Raw genomic sequence first — 15,998 nt, forward strand, 5'->3', positions numbered from 1 at the left:
TTATTCGTCGTCGTATTGCGGGCCAGCGTAGTTGTCGAAGCGTGACCACTGACCGTTAAAGGTCAGGCGTACCGTACCGATCGGGCCGTTACGCTGTTTACCCAGAATGATCTCCGCGATCCCTTTAAGATCGCTGTTTTCGTGGTAAACCTCATCGCGATAGATAAACATGATCAAATCCGCATCCTGCTCGATCGAGCCCGATTCACGCAGATCCGAGTTGACCGGACGTTTATCGGCTCGCTGCTCCAGCGAGCGGTTAAGCTGCGACAGCGCCACAACCGGCACGTTCAGCTCTTTGGCCAGTGCTTTCAGCGAGCGGGAGATCTCAGCAATTTCCAGCGTACGGTTGTCCGACAGCGACGGCACGCGCATCAGCTGCAGATAGTCGATCATGATCATGCTTAATCCACCGTTTTCACGGTAGATGCGTCGGGCGCGTGAACGCACTTCGGTGGGCGTCAGGCCGGAAGAGTCATCAATGTACATGTTCTTCTTCTCCAGCAGGATGCCCATGGTGCCGGAAATACGCGCCCAGTCCTCATCATCCAGCTGCCCGGTACGGATGCGGGTCTGATCGACGCGGGAGAGTGACGCCAGCATACGCATCATGATCTGCTCGCTGGGCATCTCCAGACTGAAGATCAGCACCGGTTTTTCCTGCAGCATGGCGGCGTTTTCGCACAGGTTCATCGCAAAGGTGGTTTTACCCATCGAAGGACGTGCTGCAACAATAATCAGATCAGAACCCTGCAGGCCCGCGGTCTTTTTATTCAGATCCTGATAGCCGGTATCGACGCCGGTGACGCCATCGTGCGGTGTCTGATAGAGCGATTCGATACGGGAAACGGTCGATTCCAGAATCTGCTCGATGTTTTTCGGGCCAGCATCCTTATCCGCGCGCGCTTCCGCAATTTTAAAGACGTTCGACTCCGCGAAGTCGAGCAGCTCTTCGCTGTTACGCCCCTGCGGATCATAACCGGCATCGGCAATCTGGTTAGCGACGGCGATCATCTCACGCACCACCGCACGTTCGCGCACGATGTCAGCATAGGCGCCGATGTTCGCCGCGCTCGGGGTGTTTTTCGCCAGTTCCGCCAGATAGGCGAAGCCGCCCGCCATCTCCAGCTCGCCACGGGTTTCCAGCGATTCGGAGAGCGTAATCAGGTCAATAGGTTTGCTGTTTTCCAGCAGCCGCTGCATCTCTGAAAAAATCAGCCGATGCGAGCGGTTGAAAAAATCATTCGCGACGACGCGCTCAGAGACATTGTCCCAGCGCTCGTTATCCAGCATTAACCCACCGAGCACCGACTGCTCCGCTTCCAGCGAATGCGGGGGCATTTTCACGCCTGCGAGCTGGCGATCCTGCGTTTCGTTCGATTTGTTGGTGGGTTTATTTCCTGCCATAGTGAATGCATTACCGATCTTCTGTGGGGACGCGCAAGTATACCTTAGTTGGGGTGCGTGCCTCACCCTCATGATGAAACAATCACAGGAGTCAGAATGGCAAAGCGTATTCAGTTCAGCGCACATGGCGGCCCGGACGTTTTAGAGTGGACAGATTTTGAACCTGCTGACCCGGCCGAACATGAAGTGCAGGTAGAACATCGCGCTATCGGGATTAATTACATCGATACCTATGTTCGCAGCGGGCTTTATCCGGTCGCCGCTTTTCCCTCTGGCCTGGGTACAGAAGCCGCAGGCGTGGTGTCGCGGGTTGGACGTGGCGTGACATTATTTAAGCCCGGCGATCGCGTGGTCTACTGTCTGGCGTCGATGGGGGCCTATAGCGAAGTGCACAACGTGGCGGAAGATCGCCTGATGCATCTCCCGGAGGCGATCAGCTTTGAGCAGGGCGCAGCCAGCTACCTGAAAGGGCTGACCACACAATATCTGCTGCGCCAGACCTATAAAATCAGCGCCGGTGAGACCTTCCTGTTTCATGCCGCAGCGGGCGGCGTCGGGTTAATTGCCTGTCAGTGGGCAAAAGCGCTGGGTGCCCATTTGATTGGCACAGTCGGGTCAGCAGAAAAGGCAGCGATGGCGAAAAAGGCCGGCGCCTGGGCGACGGTTAACTACCGCGAAGAGAATATTGCGCAACGCGTCAGCGAACTGACCGACGGGAAAAAAGTGGGCGTAGTTTATGACTCAGTGGGCAAAGATACCTGGGAAGCATCGCTGGACTCATTGCGCCGTCATGGGCTGATGGTCAGTTTTGGCAATGCTTCGGGTCCGGTGACAGGGATTGATCTCGGCATTCTGAATAAGAAAGGCTCGCTGTTTGTGACCCGCCCTTCACTGTTTGGCTATATCACCAACCGCCAGGAGCTGGAAACCGCCAGTGCCGAGCTTTTCTCGCTGCTGGCGAGCGGCGCAATTAAAGTTGATGTGCCGGAGCAGCAGAAGTTTGCGCTGAAAGAGGCCAGCAAAGCGCATCAGATGCTGGAGAGCCGCGCCACGCAGGGATCCTGTCTCTTAATTCCATAGTAGTGAGCAACAAAAAGGGCTTCCCGTGGGAAGCCCTTCTCTATTTTTATTTTTTGTTCGCGCTGGTGTAGGGACAGCGGCGATGAATTCGTGTCGAGTCGATGGCACATCGATTTGACGACAGGCATCCTGCCAGAAAACATAAGTAAAAAATATGTTTAATTGCAGATCAGCCCCGACCAATCTCTCACACTGTGATCTTCACCGCATTTAGCGCCAGCCTTTGCGGTCTAACCTGTTGATCTTACGCCGCAGCTTGCGACGTGCTCGCTCATCGCTGTCGCCAAAAAAGGCACGATGCAGCCAGACCGCAATCACCGCCAGCACCAGCCACGGCAACACTTTAATAACAATTGCAAACAGCCCACCGACAACCATCACGATGGTTGCGACCACCAGTGCCGCCAGCACGCCTAACAGCGAAACGCCGGTCAGCAACAGCATCAGGAAAAACCCTAATACGAATAAAATTTCCACGTCAGCGCTCCTTTTTGATTCCGATTGTTATAGTTACTACAAAAAACGTGCCAACAATTAACTCATTGATTTTCTAGTGATAAGAGATAAACAGAAGAGCGCAACCTGGTGAGAAAAACCACATAGTGGCGTAAAAAAAACCAGCATTCAGCGCTGGTTTTTTCGGGTTCAGATGAGGCGTCAGGCTTCCTGCGGGATTTTATCGGCGACCAGCGCCAGCGCCGCTTCCAGCACACGGACATCGGCACCGGGTTTGTGGGCATTTTCACTCAGGTGGCGTCGCCACTGGCGGGCGCCCGGGATCCCCTGGAACAGACCCAGCATATGGCGCGTGACATGTCCCAGATACGTCCCCTTCGCCAGTTCCGCTTCAATATAGGGATACATGGCGCGCACCACTTCAACCGGGTTCGCCGCCGGATGCTGACGACCAAACAATGTCTGATCGACCTGCGCCAGAATGCCGGGGTTTTGGTAGGCTTCACGTCCCATCATCACGCCGTCAAGGTGTTGCAGATGGGTCAGTGCCTCTTCCAGCGTTTTCACGCCGCCATTGAGGGCAATGGTCAGTTGCGGAAAATCGCGTTTCAGCTGATAGACGCGGGGATAATCCAGCGGTGGAATCTCGCGGTTCTCTTTCGGGCTGAGGCCGGAGAGCCAGGCTTTACGCGCATGAATGATAAATGTCTCACACTCACCGCGTCCCGCCACCGCGCCGATAAAATCGGTCAGGAATTCATAGCTGTCCAGCTCATCGATACCAATGCGGGTTTTCACCGTGACCGGAATTGAAACCACGTCGCGCATCGCTTTAACGGCATCTGCGACCAGATTCGCCTCGGCCATCAGGCAGGCGCCGAAACGGCCATTCTGCACCCGATCAGAGGGACAGCCGACATTAAGATTCACTTCATCGTAGCCGCGCTGCTCTGCCAGCTTCGCGCACTGCGCCAGTGCCGCCGGATCGCTACCGCCAAGCTGCAACGCGACCGGATGCTCAGCCTCACTGTAAGCCAGGTAATCCCCTTTGCCATGAATGATTGCGCCCGTAGTCACCATTTCGGTGTAGAGCAGCGTGTCACCGGTCAACTGGCGATGAAAATAGCGACAGTGACGATCGGTCCAGTCGAGCATAGGGGCGATAGAGAAACGTTGCGAAGAGAAATTAGGCATGAAGCGCAGACAATCCGGTAATTAAGGGGTGATGGAATTCTGTGCAAGGATAACACAAGGGCGGGCGATAGTGCATCGCCCGCCCCCGAACAGTCTGAATAACGCGCTTAGAAGTTAAAGCCCAGCTGCATCATCGCGCCCCAGGTGTTGTTAGCACCTACAGAGCCCGCCAAATCCAGATGGACGGCTTTGTTAAACGGTGACAGACCAAAACCGGCCGTAGCGACATTTTCGTCGTTAGAACGCATGTCCGCACGATAACCTGCACGCAGCTGCAGCCAGTCAAGTACGCGGTATTCCGCGCCCACTGCCGCATACTGGCTGTTATCCTGAGTTTTGAAGCGTTTGGTTTCAGTCAGATCCACATCGCCCGTCACGGTAAACGGACCTTTATCCCAGGCCAGACCGGTGGTGACCAGCGGGCGAATCTGGTAGGTGTCGCGGAAACCATTGACCTCTTTGGTCTGCAGATCGCGTGAAACCAGGTTCTGTCCGGTTACACCCAGCGTCCAGTTTTCAGCAAAGGTGGTCGCCAGACCGGCATCAACGTTAAAGCCGGTGTCGGTGCTGCGATACTGGCTGTTATTGATGTCACTTTTGTCGTAGTTGTAAATGCTGGCGGTGTAGTTATAGAGCCAGGTTTTCTGCACTTTCGGTGTGACGCCTACCGATACTGGCTGACCAGCTATGGTGAACTCATGCGCCACCGCAACACCATAATCGGTGACCAGCGCCGCTAAGCCATTCGCGCTGGAGCGCAGGTTATTTTGATCGCCAGGACGAGGAAACGCCCCGTTTTCTATACTGCGCAGGTAGTCAATATCACTCTGTACCACGTTAGCGCGGACGTGCGCTGTCCCGTAGGCTTTGGTGATAAAGGCGAAAGGCAGAGTTTCGTTAGGGATGGTAACGGCAACAGCCGCGCCGGCAGAACCGTCTGCTTTGTTACCGCGCAAATCGCTTAGCTTATTTGCCACATCACCTGAGGCCGCGCGCAATTCAGAGTTAGCACGGAAGAAATCCGCTGGTGTGAGGTTACCCAGCACCGTGCGATAGCGATCAACGGTGTCCGTAATATCATCGACTTTATCGATCAGCTTATCTTTGTCGGTGACCTGAATACCGGCTGAAGGGAAAATAATGCTGACGCTATCGTCGGGTTTGGCGCGCGTCATTAATGCCGGGTTCGCCAGCACTGCGGAGCCATAAAGAGAAGATGCTACGCCGGTGCCGCCCATGGCGTCATTACGTGCATCATACCAGGTCCCTGCCGCCATGGCGGAAGAAGAAAGGAAAAGCGCGGTCGTTACAGCTGTGTAGATTAGCGCTGAACGTTGAGCGGATTTTTTCACCATTTGCCTGCCATCACCTGAGAAATTGTCATTGAAACATTCAATGACTGAATAGTTTGTTAGCCCTATTGTGAACCCTGGCTAACGCGTTATTGCTGTGAATTCAAAGGAAACAGTGTCTTAATTCAAAGGATTGGACGTTTTCCAATCAAAAAACCGTTGTAATTGTTCAAACTGCATTGGGATATTTCAAATAATGCCAGACTTTTCTTAAGTCTTTCTGAACATTACTTCTTAACTCAGTGAGATGCAAAGCAAAATGCCAACAAATTCCGCTTCAGGTGGATTCAGAATGGATCTGATTTGTCGTCAGATTTGAGATAGAAGACGGCTTAAATTCTGAATGTGCTGCTTTATCAGGCAAATGATGCTGTTTTTTCAGACGAAAACCAACCTCAGCGCCGCGAAACTATGTGTGATAAAATAACATCACTTATCCAGCGGAGAATTTTCATGACAAACATGACGTCGCAGCAAATTTTGATTCAGGCCGAAAAGATGTGCCTGCAGCGCGGTGTGCGTCTGACTTCGCAGCGTGCTGAAGTGTTGCGCCTGATGGCCGAGCAGCCTGGCTCGATCAGCGCCTACGATCTGCTGGATCAACTCCGGGTCAGCGAGCCACAGGCCAAGCCACCCACGGTTTACCGGGCGCTCGATTTCCTGCTGGAGCAGGGTTTCATTCATCGGGTGGAATCCAACAACAGCTACGTCATGTGTCACCATTTTGAGGCACCAGCACATACATCGGTGATGCTGGTCTGTGACCGCTGTGCCGCCGTTACAGAGAAGCAGGCGCAGGGCGTAGAGAAGATTATTGCTGGTCTGGCAGGTGAAGCGCAGTTTGCATTACGCCACAGCGTGATTGAAGCGCATGGTTTATGTGAAAATTGTGCTGCGGTTGAAGCCTGTACGCACCATGAAAGCTGCGAGCATGACCATCAGGATGAGGGTAAAAAGCGGGGGAAACGCGGGTAATCGGCACATCCTTGTGCGGTTCCGGTGAGGGCCCACCGGAACGCATTCAGCTGATTATCAAGCTATTGTCTGATTACCAGCGGTGATCTTTGTTCTGACCTTCCCAGGCGGTTACTTCGCGCTCGGCTTCATCTTTGGTAGAGCCGTAACGCTCCTGGATTTTGCCGACCAGCTGATCGCGTTTACCTTCGATAACCTGCATATCATCGTCGGTCAGCTTGCCCCATTTCTCTTTCATTTTGCCTTTGAACTGCTTCCAGTTGCCGCTTGCTTCGTCTTTATTCATGGCAGACCTCCAATCCTCGGGTTTTAATGATTATCTTGCTACTTAACAAAATAACGATACAAAGCGCTGGTTAACTGCGCTGCATAGAGTTAATTGTAGTAGCCAATTTATTAACCGTGGAATAATACAGAATAATCCGTATCGGCTTGCGTGCAGCCACGGCTGACTCAGGCATCGAACCAGCTGTTCTGACGCCAGTGCTTACGCCAGATGAGCCACAGCGACAGGCCGCGCAGCGCCAGGAAAACCGTGACTGCCAGCCAAAGACCATGGTTACCCAGCACCGGTACGCTAAGCAGCGTCAGAAAATAGCCTGCTGCGGCAACTACCATGCTGTTACGCATCTCACGCCCGCGCGTCGCTCCGATGAACATGCCATCCAGCAGATAACACCAGACGCCGATCAGCGGCATTATCATCTGCCAGACCAGATAGCGGTCCGCTGTCTGCTGAAGTGACTGAAGAGAGGTCAGCAGAGTAACGATCTGCGGGCCAAAAATGGCATAGATCAGCGAGAAGAACAGCGCCACCACTACCGCCTGCCGACAGGCAGAGTGCCAGACGCGCAGGAGTTTGCTGCCATCTTTTGCACCATGCGCCTCACCCGCAAAAGCTTCAACCGCATAGGCAAAGCCATCCAGCGCGTAGGCAGTAAAAGTAATAAACATCAGTAATACTGCGTTAACCGCCACCACATCCGGACCCAGCCGGGCGCCCAGTACGGTCAGCGAGGCAAAACAGAGTTGCAGCATCAGAGAGCGCAGCATGATATCCCGGTTCAGTCGCAGCAGCCGGCCGCTGTCACCGCGCCAGCTCTGCTTCAGCAGGCTAAGCGTAATTCCGCGCAGTTTTAACACCCGCCAGACCATGATGCTGCCGACAACCAGCGTAATGTATTCCGCCAGCGCCGTGGCGGTTGCCGCCCCCGCGACACCCCAGTGCAGCCCCATCACCAGCCAGAGATCGAGCACGATGTTAACCAGGTTGCCCACCACCAGCAGGATCACCGGCGCGCGTGCATACTGCACGCCCAGCAGCCAGCCCAGAATGACCAGGTTTGCCAGCGTGGCAGGCGCACTGAGCCAGCGAATCTGAATAAACAGTGCCGCCTGTTCGAGTACATCGGGATTGCCGCCAACCAGATGGGTCGACAGCTGAATAATCGGATAACGCAAAGCGATGAACAGTACGCCCGCCAGCAGCGCAATGATCAGCGGCTGAGTCAGCGCGCGTGCCAGCGCCATTTTATCGCCAGCGCCAAATGCCTGCGCCGTAAGGCCAGTGGTACTCATTCGAAGGAAAAGCAGCAGCATAAAGAGGAAGCTGGTCACTGTAGTCCCGACCGCAACCCCGCCAAGATAGACAGGGCTGTCGAGATGACCAATTACTGCAGTATCGACCACTCCCAGTAAGGGAACGGTGATATTTGAAAGGATCATCGGCAGCGCAAGCCGCCAGAGATTTTTATCGGTTGCCGTAATAAAGCGCATTCGCCGTTCCGTGCTCAGTGTCGCTGCGCAAAAGAGGCAGCGACAAAATTAGGGCAGACAGAATAGCATCAGAGAAGGCGAATGCACGCTGGCAGAAGAATCAGAGCCACTCGCCGTTGCGCACCACGCCAACAGCCAGACCTTCTATGGTCAGTGACTGCGCACGGGTATCGACAACAATCGGGTCAAAATCGCTGTTTTCCGGCAGCAGATGCACGATAGCACCCTGCTTTTTCCAGCGCTTAACGGTGACTTCATCATCAATGCGGGCAACCACAACCTGGCCGTTACGCACATCCTGGGTTTTATGCACCGCGAGCAGGTCGCCATCCATAATCCCGATATCTTTCATCGACATTCCGCTGACGCGCAGCAGGAAGTCAGCAGACGGCTTAAACAGGCCCGGATCGACCTTGTAGTGGGTTTCGATATGTTCCTGCGCCATGATCGGCTCACCGGCAGCAACCCGGCCAATCAGCGGTAGCCCTTCTGAGGCTTCTTCTTCCATTAACAGTCGAATGCCGCGCGATGCACCGGAAACGATCTCGATGACGCCTTTGCGCGCCAGCGCTTTCAGATGCTCTTCTGCCGCGTTCGGCGAACGGAAGCCCAGCTGCGCGGCGATCTCGGCACGCGTAGGCGGCATGCCCGTTGAAGAAATATGGTCGCGAATCAGGTCATAGACCTGCTGCTGCCTGCTGGTTAATGCTTTCATCCCGCCCCCTGGTTGTTTATACAGTCGCTGTGAGTATATACAGGTATTGGTGAAATGGAAACCGATTGTCAGGGAAAACGCGCCCTCAGACGCGTTATGGAAGGCTTATCGCAAATGTGTCCAGAGCAGCGCGATCCAGACGAAGAGTGCCAGTAAGATGCTGATCAGCACCGCCGCCGAGCCCATGTCTTTTGCCCGACCCGCCAGCGGATGATGCTCCTGACCGATGCGGTCGACCACTGCTTCAATGGCGCTATTGAGGATTTCAACAATGACCACCAGCACCACCGCCCCAATCATGAGGATGCGGGAGACCACATCGACATCCAGCCAGCACGCGATAACAATAGCGGCCAGCGCAGCCAGCGCTTCCTGCCGAAACGCCGCTTCATGTTGCCAGGCGGCACGCAGTCCCTGCCATGAGTAACCTGCAGCTTTTACTATTCTGATAAGTCCGGTGGCATTATTTGCCATGATGTGGGAACCCTTTCATCGGATTGACGTCAATGTCTGGGCTGCGTGCAATTGGCACCACCACAGATCTTCGCTGCGCTTTCTGGTATGCTTGCGGCGCTTTGCTAACAAGAGGCTTCATGTTGTCTATGTCAGGTTGGCGTAAACTCTATTACAAACTGCTTAATTTACCACTGTCGTTTTTGGTAAAAAGTAAGGCCATTCCGGCCGATCCCGTGTCTGAACATGGTCTGGATCCGACCCGACCTATTATGTATGTTTTGCCTTACGATTCGAAGGCCGACTTACTGACTTTACGCGCACAGTGTCTGCGGCATCATCTGCCCGACCCGCTCACTCCGCTGGAGATTGATGGTTCTCTGCTGCCGCGCCACGTCTTTATCCACAATGGCCCACGCGTCTTCCCCTATTTTGTGCCCAGCGTTGAATCCGTGAAAATCTTTCACGATTACCTGGACCTGCATCGCAATAACCCTAAGCTGGATATTCAGATGCTGCCGGTCACGGTGATGTTTGGCCGCGCACCAGGACGTGAAGTCCAGGGCGAAGCAACGCCACACCTGCGGGTGCTGAACGGGGTGCAGAAGTTCTTTGCGGTGATCTGGCACGGGCGCGACAGTTTTGTCCGCTTCTCGCCGACGGTGTCGCTGCGCCGCATGGCAACTGAACACGGTACGGATCAGTCGATCGCCCAGAAGCTGGCTCGCGTGGCGCGCATTCATTTTGCCCGCCAGCGGCTGGCGGCGATTGGCCCGCGCTTGCCGGCGCGTCAGGATCTGTTTACTCGTCTGCTGCAATCCAAAGCGATTGAAAAAGCAGTAGAAGATGAAGCTCGCAGCAAAAAAATCTCCCATGAGAAAGCGCAGCAGAATGCCGTCGAGATGATGGAGGAGATTGCGGCAAACTTCTCCTATGAAGCCATCCGCGTAACTGACCGCGTGATGGGCTGGCTCTGGAGTCGGCTCTATCAGGGCATCAACGTCAATGGCGGAGAAAAAGTTCGCCAGCTGGCGCAGGATGGCCACGAGATTGTCTATGTGCCGTGCCATCGCAGCCACATGGATTATCTGCTGCTCTCCTATGTGCTCTATCATCAGGGTCTGGTGCCGCCGCACATCGCAGCCGGTATCAATCTCAACTTCTGGCCAGCCGGCCCGATTTTCCGTCGCCTGGGCGCTTTCTTTATTCGTCGTACCTTTAAAGGCAACAAGCTCTACGCCACGGTATTCCGCGAATATCTCGGCGAGCTATTCACCCGCGGCTATTCGGTTGAGTACTTTGTCGAAGGAGGCCGTTCACGAACCGGTCGCCTGCTGGACCCTAAAACCGGCACCTTAGCCATGACGCTGCAGGCGATGCTGCGCGGCGGAAATCGCCCCATCACGCTGGTGCCGATTTACATCGGCTATGAGCACGTGATGGAAGTGGGCACTTACGCTAAAGAACTGCGCGGCGCGGCGAAAGAGAAAGAGGGCTTCATGCAGATGGTGCGCGGCTTACGCAAGCTGCGCAATCTCGGTCAGGGTTACGTGAACTTTGGCGAACCCCTGCCGCTGGTCAACTATCTCAATAAGCGGGTGCCGGAATGGCGCGATGCCATCGATCCGATTGAGCCGCAGCGTCCCAGCTGGTTAACCCCAACCGTCAACGATATTGCTGCCAGCCTGATGGTGCGTATCAATGAAGCGGGCGCGGCTAACGCCATGAACCTCTGTGTCACCGCCCTGCTGGCGTCACGTCAGCGCTCACTAACCCGTGAACAGCTGATTGAACAACTGGAGTGCTATACCCAGTTGCTGCGCAACGTGCCTTACTCGCCAAATGCGACCGTACCCGATCTTTCAGCGGAAGCGCTGCTGGATCACGCCATGGGTATGAATAAGTTTGAGAGTGAAAAGGACAGCATTGGCGACATCATCATTCTGCCGCGTGAGCAGGCGGTGCTGATGACCTACTATCGCAACAATATTCATCATATGCTGGTGATGCCGTCGCTGATTGCCGCCATAGTTCAGCAGCATCAAACGCTGAGCGAAGCAGAACTGCTGCGTCAGGTGAGACTGATCTACCCGATGCTGAAGAGTGAGCTGTTCCTGCGCTGGCAGACCGATGAGCTGCCACAACTGTTGACCGAACTGAGTCAGGAGCTGGCGCGTCAGGGCCTGATTACGCTTGAAGCTGGCGAATTGCGCTTTTCCTCAGCGCGCTATCGCACGCTGCAACTGCTGGCCGCCGGTGTGCGTGAAACACTGCAGCGCTATGCTATTACGTTCTCCATTCTCAGCGCCAAGCCGACGATTAACCGCGGCACGCTGGAGAAAGAGAGCCGGACGCTGGCACAGCGTCTGTCGGTGCTGCACGGTATCAATGCCCCGGAATTCTTCGACAAAGCGGTCTTTACCTCACTGGTCCTGACCCTGCGCGATGAAGGGTATATCAGCGACAGCGGTGATGCCGATGTTGCGCAGACCCTGGCGACCTGGCATATGCTGGCAGACCTGGTCACCAGCGATGTCCGTATGACGATTGAAACCGCTGTGGCGCACGACTGACCCCAGCGCGCATAGTAAAAAGGCGACCTCATGGGGTCGCCTTTTTTGTGCCTGAATCCCCTGTCAGAACAGCTGGCTGAACGGCGGGGTGTTCATCAGCACACCGAGGAACAGCACCATTCCGACATAGTTGTTATTGAGAAAAGCCTGGAAACAGGGTTGCCGCTCGCGTCCGGCGATCAGCTTCTGTTGATAAACAAACAGCGCGGCGGCCAGCAAGAGCGTCCAGTAGAAGGCGCTGTTCAGATGCAGCATGAGGCCAACCAGCGCCATCAGCAGCAGCGTCGCCAGTTGCAGCAGACCAATGATCAGCTTGTCGAAACGGCCAAAGAGAATCGCGGTCGACTTCACGCCAATCTTCAGGTCATCATCCCGATCCACCATCGCATACTGAGTGTCATAGGCGACTGTCCAGCAGATGTTGGCGATGAATACCAGCCAGCAGACCAGAGGTAAGGACTCACTAACTGCGGACCATGCCATGGGAATGGCCCAGCCAAAGGCGGCACCCAGCACTACCTGCGGCAGGTGGGTATAACGCTTCATAAAGGGATAGACCCAGGCCAGCGCCAGCCCCACCACGGAGAGCATAATCGTCATCATGTTCATGGTCAGCACCAGCGCAAAAGCCGCCAGAGCCAGTATCACGAACAGCAGCTTAGCCTCTTTTGCACTCACCGCGCCGCTGGCCAGTGGCCGATGCTTCGTACGTTCGACATGACCGTCTACTTTGCGATCGGCGTAGTCATTGATCACACAACCGGCTGCACGCATCACGATGACCCCGGCAACAAACACCGCCAGCACCGGCAGCGGCGGAATCGCCATGTCAGCCAGCCATAATGCCCAGAGCGTTGGCCACATCAGCAGCAGCGTACCGATCGGCTTATCGATACGCATCAGGCGCGTGTAGGCCCGCCATTTATTTATACTTAAGCTATTTTGCACCACAGGATCCTCAGACCAGATCGCGATAGAGCGGCGATGCCGGTAAAAATAGTTCAGTCAGCAGCAGCGGTTTGCCGGAGAGACGCAGGCGTGAACGTCGTCCCCACAATCCCTCCACCTGCCCCGGCTCAATAAAATCGCGGGTCAGCGTTGAAGAGGAGAAGAGATAGCGACCCAGCGGCCGGGTGCCCAGCTGCTGCAGCATCGCTTCTGGCCCGTTAAGGGTGCTTTCCGGCACCAGCGTACGGCCAGCCAGCCAGGGCTGATCGTCGCCGAACAGCAACACTTCACGCAGCCAGAAGCGTTGATCGTCTGGCAACAAGCCCTTTTCATCACCCAACTCGCTGGCGTCGATAAAGCCTTCACGCAGCGGCTGAACCGTGACCCGCTGACAATGTTGTTCAAAACGGCGCGTCATTGAATCCTCCTCCATCAGCCAGTCGAGCAATGGCGGCGCAAGGGTTGCCTGCGACGGAGAAAGCCAGTTGAGCGCACGTAATAAGCTGAGCGCGTCTTGCGACATAGCACCACTCCCAATAATTTTCAGGACGCTAGTTTAGCGCAGAGACGCGATGCGAACACCTGCCGTCATGACAGACGGCAGGGAGATTACTCGCGTTTCAGGCGGTTGCTGTTTGCCAGCCACAGAGTGATTACCAGAATCAGAATCGCCGCAGAGTAACAGAGCGTATCGAAGGGATTTTTATGGTCGACGATAATCAGGCGGATAATTGCCGTGATACCGATATAGACAAAATAGCGCAGCGGAAAGTGATATCCCGACTGAAAGTACTTAACAATCAACGCAATAAATTCGAAGTAGAGGAAATAAATGACAATCCCCTCAATCAACAGATAGGAGGATGACTGCTCGCTGGTGTTAAACAGCACGTTTGCCAGATGGATAGTTTCTTTGCCTAAAAAGACGATCAGGATGATCGCCAGACTCAGCAGACCCAGATTCAGCACCCATTGCAGTACCGTTGCAAGGTGGCGGGCCAAAGGATTTTTGTCACTCATGTTGCGCCTTAAAAAAGGAGTTGTTAGCGCGCGGTATCATGCGCGAGTGTGACGCAAATCACAATAACTCCTCAGGCCTCCACATCAACACAGAGCGCATCGTAACGCCAGTATTCACAGTCGCAATCAATCACCTCTTTTTGCTGGTTGCGATTGATGCGGGTGATCAACAAACCGGGGCTGCCCGGTGCCACATTCAGCATGGGTGCGGCGACCTCCGGCAGCGGGCCGGGCAGGATGGTGAAGCGCGCGCCGCCGTAACGAATGCCGTAGCGCTGGTCATAGAGATCGGTCAGTGAGCGGGTCAAATCTTCATCAAGCAGACCAGGGAAAAAACGCGGATTGAGGTAGTGTTCAACATAGAGCACCGCACGCCCGTCGATGCGCCGCAAACGGCGGATGCAGTACACCGCCGAACCGGATGCCAGCCGCAGCGCCGTCGCCACGCTGTCGTGCGCCGCGACCTGTTCGGCGGCGATGACCTCGGTGGCCGCCTGCCGTCCCTGCTCCATTGCCATGGCATGAAAGTGGCTGTGATGCAGCGGGTTATAGATCAGCCGCGGCGGTGCGATAAACCAGCCGCGACGCAGTTCCCGGTAGATCATTCCCTGGGCTTCCAGCTTGCCCAGTGCTTCCCGCAGGGTAATCCGGGTCGTGCTGAACGCTTCGCTTAAGGCACGCTCCGCCGGCAGTCGCCCGGCGCTGAACTCTCCGGCCTGAATACGCGTCAGCAGGACGCTGGCGATCGCATCCGCCGTTTTGAGTGCTATCGACTCCACAACAGTAGCCTCATTTTGGTGCGACTCCGCACTCTTACTGTTCAGGTAAACGCGCCTGTGACAGGCGAACGGGTCACATCTTTCATCGCCCATCCCCCGCACAGCGCCGCCCTGTCATAAATCGTTCATATACAGGGGCTACATTGGCTCGGTTCTTGCTGGACTAGACCAGCCAGGCCCATCAACTTACACCCGGAGCAACTGAGATGAAAGCGTTTATCGCCTCTGTAGTAGCCAGTGCTGTAGTGCTCACCCTGCCCGTTGCGCAGGCCGCCGATAACGACCTTGCCGCCCTGGAAAAAGCGGCACGCAGTGAAGGCCAGGTCAACAGCGTCGGCATGCCGGATAGCTGGGCTAACTGGAAAGAAACCTGGAACGACATCAGCAGCAAATATGGCCTTAAGCACAGCGATACCGATATGTCATCAGCGCAGGAGCTGGCGAAATTCGATGCAGAGAAAGAGAACGCCAGCGCTGACATCGGTGACGTGGGCGCCGCCTTTGGCCCGATCGCTGTCGCTAAAGGTGTGACCCAGCCCTATAAACCCACTCACTGGGATCAGATTCCGGCCTGGGCAAAAGATAAAGATGGCCACTGGGCGCTGGCCTATACCGGCACCATCGCCTTCCTGATCGACAAGCAGCAGGTTAAAGATATCCCCCACAGCTGGGCCGATCTGAAAAAAGGTAAGTATGTGGTTACTATCGGTGACGTCGGCGTGGCAGCTCAGGCGGCCAACGGCGTACTGGCGGCAAACTACGCCTTAGGTGGCGATGAGAAGAACCTGAAACCGGCGCTGGCTTTCTTTGCCGATCTGGCTAAACAGGGTCGTCTTGGCGTTACCGATCCGGTGATTGCCAATATCGAAAAAGGCGAAGTGCAGATGGCGGTGGTGTGGGACTTTAACGCCCTTAACTACCGGGACCAGATCGACAAAAACCGCTACGAAGTGGTTATCCCGTCTGATGGCTCCGTGACCTCCGGCTACACCACCGTCATCAACAAATATGCGAAACACCCTAACGCCGCAAAATTAGCGCGCGAATATATCTTCTCAGACCAGGGACAGATCAATCTGGCGAAGGGCTATGCCCGTCCGATTCGTGCCGAGCATCTGACGCTGCCAGCGGACGTTCAGGCTCGCCTGCTGCCGCAATCTGAATATAAAAATGCCCGTCCGGTGAAGGATCAGGCTGCCTGGGATAAATCGTCGAAAATGCTGCCGCGCCTGTGGCAGGAAAACGTCATCATCAACATGCAGCAGTAATT

At 55.2% G+C, this 15,998-nt stretch carries 16 protein-coding genes; 4 read left to right on the plus strand and 12 right to left on the minus strand.

All coding sequences use genetic code 11. From position 1 onward, the window contains the following. Entirely contained in the window at nucleotides 1-1,407 is a 1,407-nt protein-coding gene (dnaB, locus tag ACXKZD_RS17945; protein ID WP_010252197.1) for a replicative DNA helicase, read from the minus strand. Between the two features lie 96 nt (nucleotides 1,408-1,503). On the opposite strand from dnaB, the gene ACXKZD_RS17950 reads away from it, so the two are divergent. Then, on the plus strand, nucleotides 1,504-2,487 hold the full coding sequence (locus ACXKZD_RS17950) for a quinone oxidoreductase (protein WP_033770836.1): 984 nt from the start codon (nucleotides 1,504-1,506) through the stop codon (nucleotides 2,485-2,487). A gap of 210 nt (nucleotides 2,488-2,697) precedes the next feature. Here ACXKZD_RS17950 and pspG read toward each other — a convergent pair whose 3' ends face one another. The 3 genes from pspG to ACXKZD_RS17965 all read right to left on the minus strand — a co-directional run bounded on the left by pspG (nucleotide 2,698) and on the right by ACXKZD_RS17965 (nucleotide 5,492). Continuing rightward, the gene (gene pspG, locus ACXKZD_RS17955) at nucleotides 2,698-2,964 is read right to left on the minus strand and encodes an envelope stress response protein PspG (protein WP_201500036.1); all 267 of its coding nucleotides are present in this window, start codon (nucleotides 2,962-2,964) and stop codon (nucleotides 2,698-2,700) included. Between the two features lie 180 nt (nucleotides 2,965-3,144). Next, the gene (gene dusA / locus ACXKZD_RS17960) at nucleotides 3,145-4,137 is read right to left on the minus strand and encodes a tRNA dihydrouridine(20/20a) synthase DusA (protein ID WP_201500035.1); all 993 of its coding nucleotides are present in this window, start codon (nucleotides 4,135-4,137) and stop codon (nucleotides 3,145-3,147) included. Between the two features lie 107 nt (nucleotides 4,138-4,244). Continuing rightward, nucleotides 4,245-5,492, minus strand: coding sequence for a conjugal transfer protein TraF (locus ACXKZD_RS17965; protein WP_089414667.1), 1,248 nt, complete (start codon nucleotides 5,490-5,492; stop codon nucleotides 4,245-4,247). Between the two features lie 450 nt (nucleotides 5,493-5,942). On the opposite strand from ACXKZD_RS17965, the gene zur reads away from it, so the two are divergent. Continuing rightward, nucleotides 5,943-6,464, plus strand: a complete 522-nt coding sequence (gene zur / locus ACXKZD_RS17970; protein ID WP_010252202.1) for a zinc uptake transcriptional repressor Zur — start codon at nucleotides 5,943-5,945, stop codon at nucleotides 6,462-6,464. Between the two features lie 73 nt (nucleotides 6,465-6,537). On the opposite strand, the gene ACXKZD_RS17975 is transcribed toward zur, so the two are convergent. The 4 genes from ACXKZD_RS17975 to ACXKZD_RS17990 form a co-directional block, all read right to left on the minus strand. Next, nucleotides 6,538-6,750 (minus strand): CsbD family protein, encoded by a 213-nt coding sequence (locus tag ACXKZD_RS17975; RefSeq protein WP_010672212.1) that lies wholly within the window; start codon nucleotides 6,748-6,750, stop codon nucleotides 6,538-6,540. A gap of 167 nt (nucleotides 6,751-6,917) precedes the next feature. After that, nucleotides 6,918-8,240: an MATE family efflux transporter DinF gene (gene dinF, locus ACXKZD_RS17980; RefSeq protein WP_010672211.1), complete on the minus strand. Its 1,323-nt coding sequence runs from the start codon at nucleotides 8,238-8,240 to the stop codon at nucleotides 6,918-6,920. Between the two features lie 100 nt (nucleotides 8,241-8,340). Beyond that, nucleotides 8,341-8,955 carry a transcriptional repressor LexA gene (lexA, locus tag ACXKZD_RS17985; RefSeq protein WP_010252231.1) on the minus strand — a complete coding sequence of 205 codons (615 nt, stop codon included), beginning with the start codon at nucleotides 8,953-8,955 and terminating at the stop codon, nucleotides 8,341-8,343. A gap of 105 nt (nucleotides 8,956-9,060) precedes the next feature. Then, complete coding sequence (locus ACXKZD_RS17990) at nucleotides 9,061-9,429, minus strand: diacylglycerol kinase (protein ID WP_010252234.1); 369 nt, start codon at nucleotides 9,427-9,429, stop codon at nucleotides 9,061-9,063. A 128-nt stretch (nucleotides 9,430-9,557) separates the two neighbouring features. On the opposite strand from ACXKZD_RS17990, the gene plsB reads away from it, so the two are divergent. After that, on the plus strand, nucleotides 9,558-11,981 hold the full coding sequence (gene plsB / locus ACXKZD_RS17995; protein WP_488982094.1) for a glycerol-3-phosphate 1-O-acyltransferase PlsB: 2,424 nt from the start codon (nucleotides 9,558-9,560) through the stop codon (nucleotides 11,979-11,981). 63 nt (nucleotides 11,982-12,044) lie between these two features. On the opposite strand, the gene ubiA is transcribed toward plsB, so the two are convergent. From ubiA to ACXKZD_RS18015, 4 genes are all read right to left on the minus strand, one after another. Further along, nucleotides 12,045-12,881, minus strand: coding sequence for a 4-hydroxybenzoate octaprenyltransferase (ubiA, locus tag ACXKZD_RS18000; protein ID WP_154209916.1), 837 nt, complete (start codon nucleotides 12,879-12,881; stop codon nucleotides 12,045-12,047). Nucleotides 12,882-12,939: 58 nt separating this feature from the next. Further along, entirely contained in the window at nucleotides 12,940-13,452 is a 513-nt protein-coding gene (gene ubiC / locus ACXKZD_RS18005; protein ID WP_010252243.1) for a chorismate lyase, read from the minus strand. Between the two features lie 86 nt (nucleotides 13,453-13,538). Next, nucleotides 13,539-13,949, minus strand: coding sequence for a phosphate-starvation-inducible protein PsiE (gene psiE / locus ACXKZD_RS18010; RefSeq protein ID WP_010252246.1), 411 nt, complete (start codon nucleotides 13,947-13,949; stop codon nucleotides 13,539-13,541). Nucleotides 13,950-14,020: 71 nt separating this feature from the next. Further along, the gene (locus ACXKZD_RS18015; protein ID WP_010672207.1) at nucleotides 14,021-14,728 is read right to left on the minus strand and encodes a UTRA domain-containing protein; all 708 of its coding nucleotides are present in this window, start codon (nucleotides 14,726-14,728) and stop codon (nucleotides 14,021-14,023) included. Between the two features lie 206 nt (nucleotides 14,729-14,934). Here ACXKZD_RS18015 and ACXKZD_RS18020 point away from each other — a divergent pair, with 206 nt between their 5' ends. After that, on the plus strand, nucleotides 14,935-15,996 hold the full coding sequence (locus ACXKZD_RS18020) for an ABC transporter substrate-binding protein (protein WP_061703542.1): 1,062 nt from the start codon (nucleotides 14,935-14,937) through the stop codon (nucleotides 15,994-15,996). Nucleotides 15,997-15,998 lie beyond the last annotated feature (2 nt).

Source organism: Pantoea sp. ABR1s (assembly GCF_057812235.1).

Coding starts and splice junctions, on each gene's coding strand:
- dnaB (WP_010252197.1), bottom strand. CDS start 1,407: ATGGCAGGAAATAAACCCACCAACAAATCGAACGAAACGCAGGATCGC.
- ACXKZD_RS17950 (WP_033770836.1), top strand. CDS start 1,504: ATGGCAAAGCGTATTCAGTTCAGCGCACATGGCGGCCCGGACGTTTTA.
- dusA (WP_201500035.1), bottom strand. CDS start 4,137: ATGCCTAATTTCTCTTCGCAACGTTTCTCTATCGCCCCTATGCTCGAC.
- ACXKZD_RS17965 (WP_089414667.1), bottom strand. CDS start 5,492: ATGGTGAAAAAATCCGCTCAACGTTCAGCGCTAATCTACACAGCTGTA.
- zur (WP_010252202.1), top strand. CDS start 5,943: ATGACAAACATGACGTCGCAGCAAATTTTGATTCAGGCCGAAAAGATG.
- ACXKZD_RS17975 (WP_010672212.1), bottom strand. CDS start 6,750: ATGAATAAAGACGAAGCAAGCGGCAACTGGAAGCAGTTCAAAGGCAAA.
- dinF (WP_010672211.1), bottom strand. CDS start 8,240: ATGCGCTTTATTACGGCAACCGATAAAAATCTCTGGCGGCTTGCGCTG.
- lexA (WP_010252231.1), bottom strand. CDS start 8,955: ATGAAAGCATTAACCAGCAGGCAGCAGCAGGTCTATGACCTGATTCGC.
- ACXKZD_RS17990 (WP_010252234.1), bottom strand. CDS start 9,429: ATGGCAAATAATGCCACCGGACTTATCAGAATAGTAAAAGCTGCAGGT.
- plsB (WP_488982094.1), top strand. CDS start 9,558: ATGTCAGGTTGGCGTAAACTCTATTACAAACTGCTTAATTTACCACTG.
- ubiA (WP_154209916.1), bottom strand. CDS start 12,881: ATGCGTATCGATAAGCCGATCGGTACGCTGCTGCTGATGTGGCCAACG.
- ubiC (WP_010252243.1), bottom strand. CDS start 13,452: ATGTCGCAAGACGCGCTCAGCTTATTACGTGCGCTCAACTGGCTTTCT.
- psiE (WP_010252246.1), bottom strand. CDS start 13,949: ATGAGTGACAAAAATCCTTTGGCCCGCCACCTTGCAACGGTACTGCAA.
- ACXKZD_RS18020 (WP_061703542.1), top strand. CDS start 14,935: ATGAAAGCGTTTATCGCCTCTGTAGTAGCCAGTGCTGTAGTGCTCACC.